The sequence below is a fragment of the Ornithinimicrobium sp. genome (assembly GCF_035267225.1).
Lineage (GTDB): Bacteria > Actinomycetota > Actinomycetes > Actinomycetales > Dermatophilaceae > Ornithinicoccus.
Genome location: NZ_DATFMA010000071.1, coordinates 20,908 through 33,852 on the forward strand (window position 1 = coordinate 20,908; position 12,945 = coordinate 33,852).

General features: G+C 71.7%; 14 protein-coding genes, 1 tRNA gene and 1 pseudogene. 10 read left to right on the top strand and 6 right to left on the bottom strand.

Annotated features, from left to right (window positions below; translation table 11 throughout):
- Positions 1–11 precede the first annotated feature (11 nt).
- The 5 genes from rpmA to ribA all read left to right on the top strand — a co-directional run bounded on the left by rpmA (position 12) and on the right by ribA (position 5,888).
- On the top strand, positions 12–275 hold the full coding sequence (gene rpmA / locus VJ976_RS06325; RefSeq protein ID WP_324099268.1) for a 50S ribosomal protein L27: 264 nt from the start codon (positions 12–14) through the stop codon (positions 273–275).
- Positions 276–382: 107 nt separating this feature from the next.
- On the top strand, positions 383–1,891 hold the full coding sequence (gene obgE / locus VJ976_RS06330; protein WP_324099269.1) for a GTPase ObgE: 1,509 nt from the start codon (positions 383–385) through the stop codon (positions 1,889–1,891).
- 70 nt (positions 1,892–1,961) lie between these two features.
- Positions 1,962–3,092, top strand: coding sequence for a glutamate 5-kinase (gene proB, locus VJ976_RS06335; protein WP_324099270.1), 1,131 nt, complete (start codon positions 1,962–1,964; stop codon positions 3,090–3,092).
- Between the two features lie 23 nt (positions 3,093–3,115).
- Positions 3,116–4,414: a glutamate-5-semialdehyde dehydrogenase gene (locus tag VJ976_RS06340; protein ID WP_414693576.1), complete on the top strand. Its 1,299-nt coding sequence runs from the start codon at positions 3,116–3,118 to the stop codon at positions 4,412–4,414.
- A gap of 97 nt (positions 4,415–4,511) precedes the next feature.
- Complete coding sequence (gene ribA, locus VJ976_RS06345; protein ID WP_324099272.1) at positions 4,512–5,888, top strand: GTP cyclohydrolase II; 1,377 nt, start codon at positions 4,512–4,514, stop codon at positions 5,886–5,888.
- Here the strand turns inward: ribA and VJ976_RS06350 are convergent.
- From VJ976_RS06350 to VJ976_RS06365, 4 genes are read right to left on the bottom strand one after another with little or no spacing between them, the layout of a single operon-like run.
- Positions 5,822–6,724, bottom strand: coding sequence for a hypothetical protein (locus VJ976_RS06350; protein WP_324099273.1), 903 nt, complete (start codon positions 6,722–6,724; stop codon positions 5,822–5,824). The genes ribA and VJ976_RS06350 overlap by 67 nt on opposite strands.
- Positions 6,721–7,788, bottom strand: a complete 1,068-nt coding sequence (locus VJ976_RS06355) for a glycosyltransferase family 4 protein (RefSeq protein WP_324099274.1) — start codon at positions 7,786–7,788, stop codon at positions 6,721–6,723. The genes VJ976_RS06350 and VJ976_RS06355 overlap by 4 nt, the downstream gene beginning before the upstream one ends.
- Positions 7,789–7,802: 14 nt before the next feature.
- Complete coding sequence (locus VJ976_RS06360; RefSeq protein ID WP_324099275.1) at positions 7,803–8,198, bottom strand: 6-carboxytetrahydropterin synthase; 396 nt, start codon at positions 8,196–8,198, stop codon at positions 7,803–7,805.
- Positions 8,198–9,235, bottom strand: a complete 1,038-nt coding sequence (locus tag VJ976_RS06365; RefSeq protein WP_324099276.1) for a zinc-binding alcohol dehydrogenase — start codon at positions 9,233–9,235, stop codon at positions 8,198–8,200. The genes VJ976_RS06360 and VJ976_RS06365 overlap by 1 nt, the downstream gene beginning before the upstream one ends.
- 29 nt (positions 9,236–9,264) lie before the next feature.
- On the opposite strand from VJ976_RS06365, the pseudogene VJ976_RS06370 reads away from it, so the two are divergent.
- A pseudogene (locus tag VJ976_RS06370) lies at positions 9,265–9,780 on the top strand (CDP-alcohol phosphatidyltransferase family protein); the annotation flags it as partial.
- Between the two features lie 162 nt (positions 9,781–9,942).
- On the opposite strand, the gene VJ976_RS06375 reads toward VJ976_RS06370, so the two are convergent.
- Entirely contained in the window at positions 9,943–10,938 is a 996-nt protein-coding gene (locus VJ976_RS06375; protein ID WP_324099277.1) for a glycosyltransferase family 2 protein, read from the bottom strand.
- A gap of 40 nt (positions 10,939–10,978) precedes the next feature.
- Here VJ976_RS06375 and VJ976_RS06380 point away from each other — a divergent pair, with 40 nt between their 5' ends.
- From VJ976_RS06380 to VJ976_RS06395, 4 genes are all read left to right on the top strand, one after another.
- A complete protein-coding gene (locus tag VJ976_RS06380) occupies positions 10,979–11,230 on the top strand; it encodes a hypothetical protein (protein ID WP_324099278.1) in 252 nt (83 codons plus the stop codon).
- Positions 11,230–11,814, top strand: coding sequence for a nicotinate-nucleotide adenylyltransferase (nadD, locus tag VJ976_RS06385; RefSeq protein WP_324099279.1), 585 nt, complete (start codon positions 11,230–11,232; stop codon positions 11,812–11,814). Before VJ976_RS06380 ends, nadD begins: the two co-directional genes overlap by 1 nt.
- The gene (rsfS, locus tag VJ976_RS06390) at positions 11,815–12,180 is read left to right on the top strand and encodes a ribosome silencing factor (protein WP_324099280.1); all 366 of its coding nucleotides are present in this window, start codon (positions 11,815–11,817) and stop codon (positions 12,178–12,180) included. It begins immediately after the preceding gene.
- Positions 12,181–12,284: 104 nt separating this feature from the next.
- Positions 12,285–12,357, top strand: a tRNA-Ala gene (locus VJ976_RS06395).
- A gap of 70 nt (positions 12,358–12,427) precedes the next feature.
- Here VJ976_RS06395 and VJ976_RS06400 read toward each other — a convergent pair.
- Entirely contained in the window at positions 12,428–12,931 is a 504-nt protein-coding gene (locus tag VJ976_RS06400) for a type II toxin-antitoxin system PemK/MazF family toxin (protein WP_324099281.1), read from the bottom strand.
- Positions 12,932–12,945 lie beyond the last annotated feature (14 nt).

Consider the following 12,945-nt stretch of genomic DNA (forward strand, 5'->3'; position numbering starts at 1 on the left):
GGGCAGTACGCATGGCACACAAGAAGGGTGCATCCTCAACCCGGAACGGTCGCGACTCCAACGCGCAGCGCCTGGGCGTCAAGCGCTTCGGCGGTCAGCTGGTCAATGCCGGCGAGATCATCGTGCGTCAGCGCGGAACGCACTTCCATCCCGGAGTGGGCGTGGGTCGTGGGTCGGACGACACGTTGTTCGCCCTCGTCGAGGGCACCGTCGAGTTCGGAGCCCGTCACGGCCGCAAGACCGTGAACATCGTCTCCGAAACCGCCTCGGCCTGAGCCGGGTCCGCGCGCCACGCCGACGACGGCCGGTGGCAGCACCCGTCCCCCTCGGAACACTGACGCGCGGGAGGCGCACACGGCCGGCGCCGATGAAACAATGAGTCATGTCCACCTTCGTTGACCGCGTCGTGCTGCATGCACGCGGCGGCGCCGGGGGCCGTGGAGTGGCGTCGGTGCACCGCGAGAAGTTCAAGCCGCTCGGTGGCCCAGACGGCGGCAACGGGGGCAACGGCGGTGACGTGACCTTGCGTGTCGATACGTCGGTGACCACGCTGCTGGAGTTCCATCGGGGCCCGCACCGTGACGCTCCGAACGGTCAGCCGGGTCAAGGCAGCGAACGTCACGGCTCCTCCGGTGCCCACCTCGTACTGGCCGTGCCCGACGGCACGGTGGTGAGCACCCGCGACGGGCGCCTCCTGGCCGACCTGGTCGGCGACGGCACGGAGTACGTGGTGGCGCGAGGTGGTCGTGGCGGACTGGGCAACAAGGCGCTGTCCTCGCCGCGACGCAAGGCGCCCGGCTTCGCTCTGCTCGGGGAGCCGGGCGAGGAGCGCGACGTGGTCCTGGAGCTGAAGACCCTCGCGGACGTCGCGCTGATCGGCTTCCCCTCGGCCGGCAAGTCCTCGCTGGTCTCGGTGCTCAGTGCGGCGAAGCCGAAGGTGGCCGACTATCCCTTCACCACCCTGGTTCCTCACCTCGGGGTCGTCTCCGCCGGCGAGGCTCGGTTCACCGTCGCAGACGTCCCGGGGCTGATCCCGGGGGCCAGCCGCGGTCGTGGTCTGGGCCTGCATTTCCTGCGCCACGTGGAGCGCTGCCACGTCCTGGTGCATGTGGTCGACTGCGCCACCCTGGAGCCGGGTCGTGACCCCCTGAGCGACCTCGACGTCATCGAAGCCGAGCTGGAGGCCTACGTTCCGGAGGCCTCGCTGGGCGGGGTTCCCCTCGGCGAAAGGGTCCGCGTGGTGGTGCTGAACAAGGCCGACGTCCCCGAGGCGCGTGAGCTCGCCGAGATGGTCGCCCCCGACCTGCGCGAACGCGGCCTGGAGGTGCACATCGTCTCCGCGGTCGCCCACACGGGCCTGAAGGATCTCGCGTTCGCTCTGGCCGGGCACGTCGAGCGAGCGCGCCGCTCGCGACCGCCGGCCGAGCCTGCTCGACGCGTGCTGCGTCCGGTGGCCGCGGACGAGCAGGGGTTCGAGGTGGTGCGCGAACGGGTCGGCGAGGAGGAGGTCTTCCGCGTGCTCGGCGAGCGCCCCACCCGCTGGGTGCGGCAGACCGACTTCGCCAACGACGAGGCGGTTGGCTACCTGGCTGACCGGCTCAACCGGCTAGGGGTGGAGGAAGCCCTGCTCAAAGCCGGGGCGGTCGCGGGGTCGACGGTCCTGGTCGGCCCCGACGGCGACGCGGTCGTCTTCGACTGGGAGCCCACGATGTCCAGCGGCGCGGAGCTGCTGGGAGTGCGGGGCAGCGACCCGCGTCTGGAGGAGGGCGCGCGCCCCACCCGGACCGAGAAGCGTCAGTCCTTCCGGGACAAGATGGACGCGGCGGCGCGGGCCCGCGCCGAGCTGGCCGCGGAGCGAGGTGGGCCCGGGTCAGCCGGGGAGCACGACTGAGGGGAGCGACCACGGCTGCGAGACCGCGGGGGTGCATGAATATGTTGTCGAGTGTATTAGTATGCTGAATGTGGACGATCTGTGCTCGGTGCTGCGCGAGGCTCACCGTGTCGTGGTCAAGGTGGGATCCTCCTCCATCACCGCGTCGAGCGGGGGAATCGACGCCTACCAGCTGCAGGCCTTGTCTACCGTCATCGCCAAGCGATGGGCGGCAGGCACGCAGGTGCTGCTGGTCTCGTCGGGTGCCATCGCCGCCGGAATGACCCCGCTGAGCCTGGCGCGTCGGCCCAAGGACCTGGCTACTCAGCAGGCGGCGGCCAGTGCCGGACAAGGCAGCCTGATGGCGGCCTACACGCAGGCCTTCTCGTTGCACGGCATGAACGTGGGGCAGGTGCTGCTCACTGCCGACGACCTGCACCGGCGCAAGCACTACGTCAACGCCTCCCGGACGCTCGAGCGGCTGCTCGAGCTCGAGGTGGTGCCGGTGATCAACGAGAACGACGCGGTCGCCACCGACGAGATCCGTTTCGGTGACAACGACCGGCTCGCAGCCCTGGTCGCCAACCTGGTCAACGCCGATGCGCTCATCCTGCTCTCCGACGTGGACGCGCTGTACGACATGCACCCGGGCGAACCCGCGGCTTCGCGCATCTCCACGGTTCGCCACCCCGAGGAGGTCGTCGAGGTCGACATCTCGGTGATGGGGTCAGGAGTCGGCACCGGGGGCATGGCCTCCAAGGTAGCTGCCGCCCAGATGGCCACCCAGGAGGGCGTGACCGTCCTGGTGACCAGCGCCGAGAACGCCGCAGACGCCCTGGCCGGTGAGGACGTGGGCACGTACTTCGCGCCCACCGGCGAACGCAAGTCGGCTCGTCGCCGCTGGCTGGCGCACGCCGCCAACGCGCGGGGCAGGCTGATCCTCGACCGGGGGGCAGTCGCTGCCGTGGTCCAGCGCCAGCGCTCCCTGTTGCCCGTCGGAGTGACCGCCATCGAGGGCCGGTTCGTAGCCGGCGACACCGTGGAGCTCTGTGACCCGGCCGGCTCGGTGGTGGCCCGAGGCTTGGTGAACTACGCTTCCGGCGATCTGGCGCCGCTCGTGGGACGCCGCCTCGACACCTCTGCCGCCGAGCACGCCCGACCCCGCGCATCCGGCAGGGCTGCGCGCACGGTGGTGCGCCGCGACGACCTGGTGGTGTTGTAGATGCCTGACCCGAGCCGAGGAGCATGATGAGCCCGTTGCTGGAGACCGAGATCGACGACGGCGTGGTGCAGGAGGTGCACCGCGTCGCGCGTGCCGCCCGCCTGGCCTCCCGCCGGCTGGCCCTCCTGACACGAGGTGAGAAGGACGCGGCGCTGCTCGCCATGGCTGATGCGCTGGTGGAGCAGGCCGAGCAGGTGGAGCGGGCCAACGCCGAGGACCTCCAGCGCGGCGCCGACGCCGGAATGCCGCAGAACCTGCTCGACCGGCTCCGCTTCGACGCCGGGCGGGTCGCAGACAGCGCAGAGGGCCTGCGCACCGTGGCGACGCTTCCGGACCCCGTTGGTGAGATCGTGCGAGGCTCGCGGCTGGCGAATGGGCTGGCCATCCGGCAGGTGCGGGTGCCCATGGGCGTTGTCGGCATGATCTACGAGGCCCGCCCCAACGTCAGCGTGGACGCAGCCGGCCTGGCGCTGAAGTCAGGTAACGCGGTCATCCTGCGCGGGGGCTCGGCCGCTTCCAGCACCAACGCCGCGTTGGTGGACGTGCTGCGGGGAGCCATGTCCGCCCGCGGGCTCCCGCCCGCGGCGGTGAGCCTTCTCGTCGGGGGCGGACGGGACAGCGGGCGGGCCCTGATGACGGCACGTGGCCTGGTCGACCTGGTGATCCCTCGTGGCGGTGCGGACCTCATCAACACTGTGGTGCGCGAGGCCTCCGTCCCGGTCATCGAGACCGGTATCGGCAACTGTCACGTCTACGTCGACGCGTCGGCCGACGTGGACATGGCCGTCCGTATCGTCGTCAACGCCAAGACCCACCGCACGTCGGTCTGCAACGCCGCGGAGTCGCTGCTGGTGCATCAGGACATTGCCGATGCCGTGCTGCCGCGCATCATGAAGGAGTTCACCGCCGCGGGAGTGACCGTGCATGGAGACGAGGCGATGGCTGGTTTCGCCCAGGCACAGGACACGCCCTACGTGCCGATCACCGACGCCGACGACGACACCGAGTTCCTCTCCCTCGACATCAGCGCCCGGGTGGTGCGCGACCTCGACACCGCACTGGCCCACGTGCAGGAGCACACTTCGGCGCACTCCGAGGCCATCGTCACCCAGGACCGGGCGGCGGCCGACCGCTGGGTCGCCGAGATCGACGCGGCGGCGGTGCTGGTCAACGCCTCCACCCGGTTCACCGATGGCGGCGAGTTCGGGTTCGGGGCCGAGATCGGCATCTCCACGCAGAAGCTGCATGCCCGCGGGCCCATGGCCCTGGCCGAGCTGACGAGTACCAAGTGGGTCGTCGAGGGGCAGGGACAGACCCGCTGACGCCGCCCTGCCCTCGAGCCGCCACCGCAAGCATGGCGGCCTCCCGACCCACATACAGTGATCCGATGCCCGCTGAGATGAGCCAGGGGAGGACACCGTGACCTCATCGCCTCTGGTGGACCGCGTCGTGGAGACCACGCTGCCCACCCGACACGGCACCTTCCGCCTGCTCGGCTACCGGGACACCCTCGGGCACGAGCACGCGGCTCTTGTGATGGGTCATGACGGTGCTTCCGATGGTGACCCAGCGTTGGTGCGCCTGCACTCGGAGTGCCTGACGGGTGACGCGCTCGGCTCGCGGCGGTGCGACTGCGGCGAGCAGCTGGAGCTGTCGCTGGCCCTGGTGGCGCAACAGGGTCGCGGGGCCGTGCTCTATCTGCGGGGGCACGAGGGGCGGGGCATCGGGCTGGTGGAGAAGCTTCGGGCCTACGCCCTGCAGGACGAGGGCCTCGACACGGTGGATGCGAACGTCGCGCTCGGGCATCCCGCCGACGCGCGCGACTATGCCGCGGCCGCCGGCATCCTGCTCGACCTGGGTCTGCACTCCGTCGTGCTGCTGTCGTCGAACCCGGCCAAGCAGGAGGCGCTTCAGGCCTTCGGGGTGCACGTCGCCGACCGGCGCAGCCTCATCGTCGCCGACCGTGCCGAGAACTCTTCCTACCTGGCGACCAAGCGGGCCCGGATGCAGCACGACGACCCCGTGGACCGGCCGCTGTGGGACCGGCTGTCCGAAGGCGACGTTCCCGGCCAGGTCGTCTCCTCCAGCGACCGGATGCTGCTCCAGCGCTACGGCCCCCTGGCCGACGCCGGACCCCGCGTCGTGGTGGCGCAGCTGGCCCAGAGCCTGGACGGTTTCATCGCCTCGCGCACCGGCAAGGCACGGTTCGTCAGCGGCCCCCAGGACCGCGAGCACCTGCACCGCCTGCGTGCGCTGGTCGACGCGGTCGTGGTGGGCGCCTCCACCGTGGCCAACGACGACCCGCAGCTCACCGTGCGCTCCGTGCGGGGAGACAACCCGGTGCGGGTGGTGCTTGACCCGCGCGCTCGCGTACCGGCCTCTGCGGGCGTGATGAGTGACGGCGCTGCCCGTACTCTGTGGGTCCAGGCCGCGGACGAGGCACCATCGCGCCGACGGGGGGCGGGGCAGGATGTGGAGGTCGTCTCACTGCCGCTGACCGCGCAGGGACGCTTCGAACCGGAGCAGGTGCTGTCCATGCTCGCCGAGCGGGGTCTGGGCCGGGTGCTCGTCGAAGGTGGGGGCGTCACCGTCTCGACCTTCCTGCACGCCGGGCTGCTGGACCGGCTGTACCTGACTACGGCCCCCCTGCTCATCGGCGAGGGGGTGCCCGGCATCCGGTACAGCGGCGCGGACTCCCTGTCGCAGGCCCTGCGTCCCCCCGTGCGCCGCTACCAGCTGGGGGACGACGTATGCACCGAGATCACCCTGTCCGGCAGCGCCAACAGGTCGGTGTGACCGACCACGACCCGCAACACTCCGGCGTCCAGATGGTCTCGGCGAGCCTCCGCCCAGGAACGGACCCGGGCTCGGCTGCGAGGGTCGGTGCTCGCTCCGCCGGCTGCCTCGGCCCGCTCCGCGACCCATCTGCGGGCCAAGGGCTCCTCGGCTGGGCCGAGCCGCCACCGGGTGTCCGCGCGGTGTACCCGCCAACCGCCCGCGCGCAGGGCCCGGTCTGCGTACGCGCAGGCCCTCGGGCCGAGCAGGTGCCGGCCCGGGCCGACGCTGCGCTGCTGGTCGGCGTTGAACAAGTCGCTCACGAGTGAGTCGGCCGGATGGGGCGGGGTCAGCGCGACCTCACCGGTCACCGACAGAGCCCACAGGGCGGCGTCGGCGGACCTCAGAGTCGCCCTGACGAGGGTGTCCACCTCCTTCGTCGTCAGCAGGTCGAGCAGGGCGGAGCAGGTGAGCAGCCGAGGACGCGGTTGCCGTTCCAGCAGGGCGGCCGCGCTTTCCACCCCGGCCTGGTGCCGGGTCGTGCGTAGGAGGTCTCCGTGCTCGGCCTTCGTGCGCGTGGTCTCCGCCCCGGCTTCGAGAAGGGCCGCGTCGTGGTCCACCAGGTGCCAGTCCTGGACACCCTGGTAGCCCGCCGCGGCCAGGGCCGGCCCGAGCCACGCCTGGTTGGCTCCGGTTCCGGCGCCGACGTCCACCACGGCGAGCACCTCGGGCGCGACGGCGTCGGCGACGGGCAGCGAGCGGACCAGCATCTCCACCAGCCCGGCGCTGTCAGCTCGGGCCGCCGAGTCCGCCTCACGGCGCACCGCCAGCCAGCTGGCCTCGATCGGCCGGCTCATGCGCGCGTCCTTGCGTCGAGCAGGTCGCGCAGCCGCTGGGCCGTGGCCGACCACGTCGGCAGGTCCGCGCGCCGCTCTAGGGCGCTCCGTCGCCAGCGACGCCGCAGGGTCTCGTCCATCAGCCAGGAGTGCAGCACCGCCGCCCAGGCGTGCGGGTCCCCAGGGTCCACGACCGCTCCGGGAAGACGCGCGCCGGTGCCACGGAGGGTGTGCTCGGCCGCGGTCCCCGCCCCCACCACTGCGGGGATCCCGTGGGCCAGCGCCTCGGTGACCACCATGCCGTAGCTCTCCACCCACGAGGGCAGCAGCAGCAGGTCGGTGCCGGCCCACACGTCTTCCAGGTCCTCGCCGGTCAGGGCGGCGGCCACCTCCACCCGGTCTTGCCGGGCCGTACTCACCACGGCCCGCGACAGGCGGGCTCGAGCCCCGGGAACGGCCTCGGGGCCGACCCACAGCGCCTGCCAGCTCTGGGACTGCAGGCACGGGTGCTGAAACGCCTCGAGCAACAGGTCGTGGTTCTTGCGCGGGCTGAACGCGCCGAGGGTGAGCCATCGGGGTGGGTGGCTGCCCGCTGCCACAGGGGCCAGGTCCGCACCGGGCTCGGCCACGACGGCACCGGTGAGCCGGTAGCGACGGTGCAGGTCAGCCGCCGCCCAGTCGCTCGTGCACGCCACGGCGTCCGCGGCGGCCAGCGCCGCCCCCTCGCGGGCGCCGAGCTGGGCCTGCTGCGCCGGGCTCAGGCCGGTCTCGGCGGGCAGGGGGAGGTGCAGGAGCACCACCACACGAGGACGTTCGGGGCGACCGCGGACGGGGCGGGACTCTCCTAGGGTGGCGCCCGCCGCTGAGGCGATGAGGCCGTCGAGCAGCACCGGCCTGGCCCCACCTCGGGTATGCAGCAGCGCGTCCAGGTTGGCCAGGTCCTCCGTGCTCGGGTGCGGCCACCCGCCGGGCAGGTACTCCACCTCGATGCCCCACTCCGCGGCCACCCGCTCGTTGTAGCGGGTGCCGCCGCTCGGGCCGGGGAGGCCACCGGGGCTGATCAGCCGCGGTCGAGCCTCAGACATCGACCCTGCGCGACTCACGTCGGCAAGACCAGGGTGTAGCCGGCGGAGGCACGAGGGTGCTCGGTCAGGATGACCTCGATGCTGTGCAGCTCCGGGGGCGGGCTCATGGCTCGCAGCGCCTCCGCCATCCGCTCGGCGACGTACCGGGCCAGGACCTCGGTCGTGGTCAACGCGCCCGCGAAGGCCGGGTGCTCGTCCAGGTTGCGGTAGGACAGCTCGCCGACGACGGCCGCGACATGCTCGGTCGCCGCACCGATGTCGACGACCACCTGGTGCTCGTCCAGGCGCTCGGCCCGCAGACACACCTCCACTACGTAGGTCGCGCCGTGCAAGGCCTGGGCCGGTCCGAAGAAGGGGTCGGGCAGGCTGTGTGCCACCATCATGTGGTCGCAGACGGTCACGGCATACATCAGGACTCCTGCTCGGCGGCATCGGCTGGGTCGGGATAGTCGACGACGTGGCACCAGACTGACTCGTGCGCGGTCGCGAGTCGCCCCATGGTCTGCGGCAAGGTCTCGAAGGGGCTGGGCCCCGTGAGCAGGCGGTCGTAGCGTGGGTCGGCCAAGGCACCGAGCGCCAGCGTGAGGCGGTCGCTGCGCTGCCTGCGGGCGCGCATGGACGGGGCGACGGCCGAGACCTGGCTGGCGTGAAGGCTGAGGCGTCGGGCGTGGAACTGCGCGCCGAGCGGAATGCGCGGCTGGTGTCGGCCGAACCAGGACAGCTCGACCGCCCGGCCCTCGTAGTCCAGGACCTCCAAGCCGGCGGCCAGTCCGTCGCCGGTTCCGGAGCAGTGCACCACGAGGTCGAACTCACCGGAGAGCTCATCGGGGTGGACGCAGTCCGCTCCCCAGGTTCTCGCCACGAGGTGGGCCTGCGGGTCCGGGTCGACGCCCAGCAGACGTGCGAGCGGGAAGCGCTGGAGCAGCGAGAGGACACTGGCCCCGACCAGTCCGACGCCGATGACCGCCACCCGTTCGGCGTACAGCGGGCGCGCGTCCCACAGGGCGTTGATCGCGGTCTCCACCGTGCCGGCCAGGACCGCTCGCGGGGAGGGCACCGCGTCCGGGATGGGAGTCAGCGACTCGACCGGCACGACGTAGCGGTCTTGGTGCGGGTAGTGGCAGAACACCCTCCGACCGAGGAGTCCGGGATCCGCCGTCCCGGGACCAAGCCCCTCCACCACGCCGACCGAGAGGTAGCCGTACTTGACCGGGCCGTCGAAGTCACCCTCCTGGAACGGGGCACGCATGAGCTCGGTGACGGCGCTGGGGACCTGCCGGGAGTGGACCAACCGCTCTGTGCCCGCACTGATCCCCGTATGCAGGGTGCGCACCTCGACCTGTCCCGGGCCGGGCGCTGCGAGTGTGCTGCGACGCAGCTCACCCCCTGCCGTCGTGCTCCAGTAGGCCGTGGCGCGACGCTCGGCGCCGGCACCCGCTCGCGCCATCGCTACCGAGCCTCTCGTACAGTCCGACTATGGCCGCGGAGTACACACCCCGGAGCCTCACCGTATACGGCGGGCCGGTGATCGTGGCGACCGCGCTCGGCGTCGGGGGTGTGGTGCTGGCCGTGCCGGAGGGGCAGCGAGCCGCCTGGCACTGGCTGGTGCTGCCTGCGGTGTCGCTCGGCCTGGCCGGCGTCCTCGGCGGGCTGTGCCGCAGGGCCGCCCGCGGAACGGTCGGCGCCGCCGACCTGGTGACCTACGTCCGTGCCGGCGCGGTGGCGGTCGTCGTGGCCTGGGCGTGCTTCACCGCCCTCGACGTGCTGGCGCCGACCTCGTGGTGGCTCTGTCTGCTGGCCACCGCGGCCTTGGTGCTGGACGGGATCGACGGTGCGGTGGCGCGCGCTCAGGGACGACCCACCGCCGCCGGGGCACGGCTGGACGCCGAGACCGACGCCGTCATGACACTGGCGTTGTCCGTCGTCGTGGCAGGTCAGGTCGGAGCCTGGGTGGTGCTGACGGGAGCGCTGCGCTACTTGTTCGGTCTCGCAGTGGCACTGCGCTGGGGGCGCGGGGAGCGTGAGGCGAGCCTGGCGCCCCGTCGGTCACGCCGGGTGGTGGCCGCGACGTCGTCGTCCTTCCTGGCGGCGGCCACGGCGCCGGCGCTCGCCGGGGCACCGGCGGGCCTGCTCGCCGGTGCCGCGCTGCTGTCGCTAGTCGTGTCCTTCGCTGGGGACGTGGTCGCGCTCGAACGGGACCTTCGCAGCCGAGTCGTAGGCCAGGTAGTAGGCGGGTCGTCGCTGCAGAGTGGAGTAGATGCGTCCCACGTACTCGCCCAGCACTCCGAGGCAGAGCAGCTGAACCGCTCCGACCGCGGCAACGATCACCACCGTTGAGGTCCACCCTGCCACGGTGTAGCCGCCGAGCTTGGCGGCCACGGCGTAGGCCAGCAGCAGGACCGAGGCCGCGAAGCCGCCCAGCCCGAACCAGGTCGCCAAGCGCAGCGGGGCCAGCGAGAACCCGGTGAAGGCGTCCACCGACACGCGCATCATGGTGGTCAGCGGGTACTTGGAGGATCCCGCGGCGCGGGCCTCCCGGCGGTAGCCGACGGTGGCGGAGGGGAACCCCAGCGAAGGCACCACCAGGCGCAGCACGCGGTGGGTCTCCGGCAGGGCGTTCACGGCGTCGACGGTCGCTCGCGACATCAGCCGGAAGTCGCCGGCGCCTGCCGGAGCATCGGTCGCCCCGGCGGCGCGGATTCCCGCGTAGAACGCGCGAGCCGTGAGCCGTTTGAAGCGTGAGTCGCTGGAGCGGTCCGTGCGCACTCCGTAGACGACGTCGAGCTCCCGGCTACGGGCCAGGGCCATCATCTCGGCGATCGTCTCCGGGGGGTCCTGCAGGTCCGCGTCCAACGTCACCACCCACGCCCCGGAGGCCCGCCACAGGCCGGCAGAGATGGCCGCCTGGTGACCGGCGTTGGCCCGCAGCCGGATGACCCGCAGCTGGGGCCATTCCCGGAGCAGCCGCTGCAGCACCACCGGGGTCTGGTCCCGCGACCCGTCGTCCACCGCGATGACCTCGTATCGGGCGGACCCGTTCGAGGTCTCATCGGGGAGGCTCTCCAACACGGGCCGCAGCCGGGCCACGAACAGGGGTAGCACGTCGGCCTCGTTGTACATCGGCACCACGACGGAGACCAGCACGGACATGCACTCCACTGTAGAGCCGGTCGCCCGGTAGGCTGGGCCCATGATCGCGTGGATGTCCGAGAGCGAAGGTGGCGAGCACGTCACGGAGCACGCCAACGAGCTGCTGTTCGAGCCCATCTGGTTCGGCGTGATCTCGGCCGTCGTCTTCCTGGTGCTCCTCGCGATGCTGTGGACGTTCCGCCACACCTTGGCGCTCGACCCCCACACCGAGGAGTCGGCCTCGCCCGAGGCCGCACACGGCCAGCGCTCCTCCGATGGCACCTCCGCCCAGGGGCAGGCGAGCCAGCACTGATGCGGCTCGGGGTGATGGGTGGGACGTTCGATCCCATCCACCACGGTCACCTGGTTGCCGCCAGTGAGGTGGCCTCGCTGCTGGCTCTGGACCAGGTGGTCTTCGTCCCCACCGGGATGCCGTACCGCAAGGAGGCCGGCTCGGTCAGCCCTGCCGAGCACCGCTACCTGATGACGGTCATCGCCACCGCCTCGAACCCCCGTTTTACGGTCAGCCGCGTCGACATCGACCGCGACGGACCCACGTACACCCGCGACACCCTGGGTGACCTCTCCCGAACCCATCCCGGCGCCGAGCTGTTCTTCATCACCGGCGCGGATGCCCTGGCCCAGATCCTGTCCTGGAAGGGCGTCGACGAGCTGTGGCAGCTGGCGCACTTCATCGGGGTCACGCGGCCTGGTCACGAGCTCAGCGACCACGGGCTCCCAGCGGACCGGGTCACGCTGCTCGAGGTGCCTGCCATGGCGATCAGCTCCACCGACTGCCGGGAGAGGACCGCTCACGGGCAGCCGGTGTGGTATCTCGTGCCTGACGGCGTGGTGCAGCACATCGGGAAGTACCGCCTCTACACCAAGGAGCACTGAGTGGCAGCGAGCACGCGAGCGGTGGAGCTGGCGTTGGCGGCGGGCGCCGCGGCGCAGGACAAGATGGCCAACGATGTCGTCGCCCTCGACGTGACCACGCAGCTGGCGCTGACCGACGCGTTCGTCATCGCCTCGGCCCCCAACGAGCGTCAGGTGTCAGCCATCGTCGAGGCAGTGCAGGAGCGCCTGTCCCAGCTGGGCTGCACCACCCTGCGCCAGGAAGGGCTGCGCGAGGCCCGCTGGGTCCTGCTGGACTTCGGCGACATCATCGTGCACGTCATGCACTCCGAGGATCGAGGGTTCTACGACCTGGAACGCCTGTGGAAGGACTGTCCGCGGCTGGGCGTACCCCCCACCTCGGCGTGAGGGTGGGCCGCGAGCTCATCGAAGGCCTGGACAACGCCCCTGGGGCGGGCGGCGTCGATTTGCTGGGCGGCCTGGTTCTGTGGGTAGCATCGTGCGTTCCCCCCGGGGCTGTGGCGCAGCTGGTAGCGCACCTCCATGGCATGGAGGGGGTCAGGGGTTCGAGTCCCCTCAGCTCCACCCTGGTCGTGGTGGCCCCCGACGTGCACAGCAGGTCGGGGGCCACCACGTCACCGGTGAGAACCGGTGGTCACGTGTGCTGACGAACCTGCTCAGCCACCCGGTCGAAGACGTGTCGCGGCAGGACGGCGCCGATGCGACGGACGCGGGCGGGGTCCAGCTGGAGTACCCGGTCCACCCGGGCCTCACTCGGCCGGCGCTGGCGATCCCACTCACCCGCGCCGACGTCCACCCAGTACCGGCCGCGGCGCGCCTCGTCCGCTGCGTCGTGGTCGTGGTCCTTGCTGGTGAGCTGCAAGGCCAACAACAGGCCGCGGCGGCGGCCGATGACCAGCACCGGACGGTCCTTGCCGCGGCGATGGTCCTCCTCGTACGGCACCCAGGTCCAGACCACCTCCCCCGGGTCGGCGAGGTTGTCGGTCACGGGCTCGTAGCTGATCGGTGGCGTCCCGACGAAGTCTCCGGCGTAGTGCCGGCCGCTGCGCGACTGGCTCGTGGAACGCTGCCGCCTGTCGGCCAGGCGCGCGACGCGGCGGGCGAGTGAGGCGGCGAGACGCACGGTGCGATGGTCCACGGTCCGACGGTATC

Excerpts from the sequence above, each read along its gene's own strand:
- VJ976_RS06350 (WP_324099273.1), bottom strand. The coding sequence starts at position 6,724 with ATGAGCCGGCCGATCGAGGCCAGCTGGCTGGCGGTGCGCCGTGAGGCG.
- rpmA (WP_324099268.1), top strand. The coding sequence starts at position 12 with ATGGCACACAAGAAGGGTGCATCCTCAACCCGGAACGGTCGCGACTCC.
- VJ976_RS06380 (WP_324099278.1), top strand. The coding sequence starts at position 10,979 with ATGATCGCGTGGATGTCCGAGAGCGAAGGTGGCGAGCACGTCACGGAG.
- VJ976_RS06340 (WP_414693576.1), top strand. The coding sequence starts at position 3,116 with ATGATGAGCCCGTTGCTGGAGACCGAGATCGACGACGGCGTGGTGCAG.
- VJ976_RS06360 (WP_324099275.1), bottom strand. The coding sequence starts at position 8,198 with ATGTATGCCGTGACCGTCTGCGACCACATGATGGTGGCACACAGCCTG.
- VJ976_RS06365 (WP_324099276.1), bottom strand. The coding sequence starts at position 9,235 with ATGGCGCGAGCGGGTGCCGGCGCCGAGCGTCGCGCCACGGCCTACTGG.
- obgE (WP_324099269.1), top strand. The coding sequence starts at position 383 with ATGTCCACCTTCGTTGACCGCGTCGTGCTGCATGCACGCGGCGGCGCC.
- nadD (WP_324099279.1), top strand. The coding sequence starts at position 11,230 with ATGCGGCTCGGGGTGATGGGTGGGACGTTCGATCCCATCCACCACGGT.
- VJ976_RS06375 (WP_324099277.1), bottom strand. The coding sequence starts at position 10,938 with ATGTCCGTGCTGGTCTCCGTCGTGGTGCCGATGTACAACGAGGCCGAC.
- VJ976_RS06355 (WP_324099274.1), bottom strand. The coding sequence starts at position 7,788 with ATGTCTGAGGCTCGACCGCGGCTGATCAGCCCCGGTGGCCTCCCCGGC.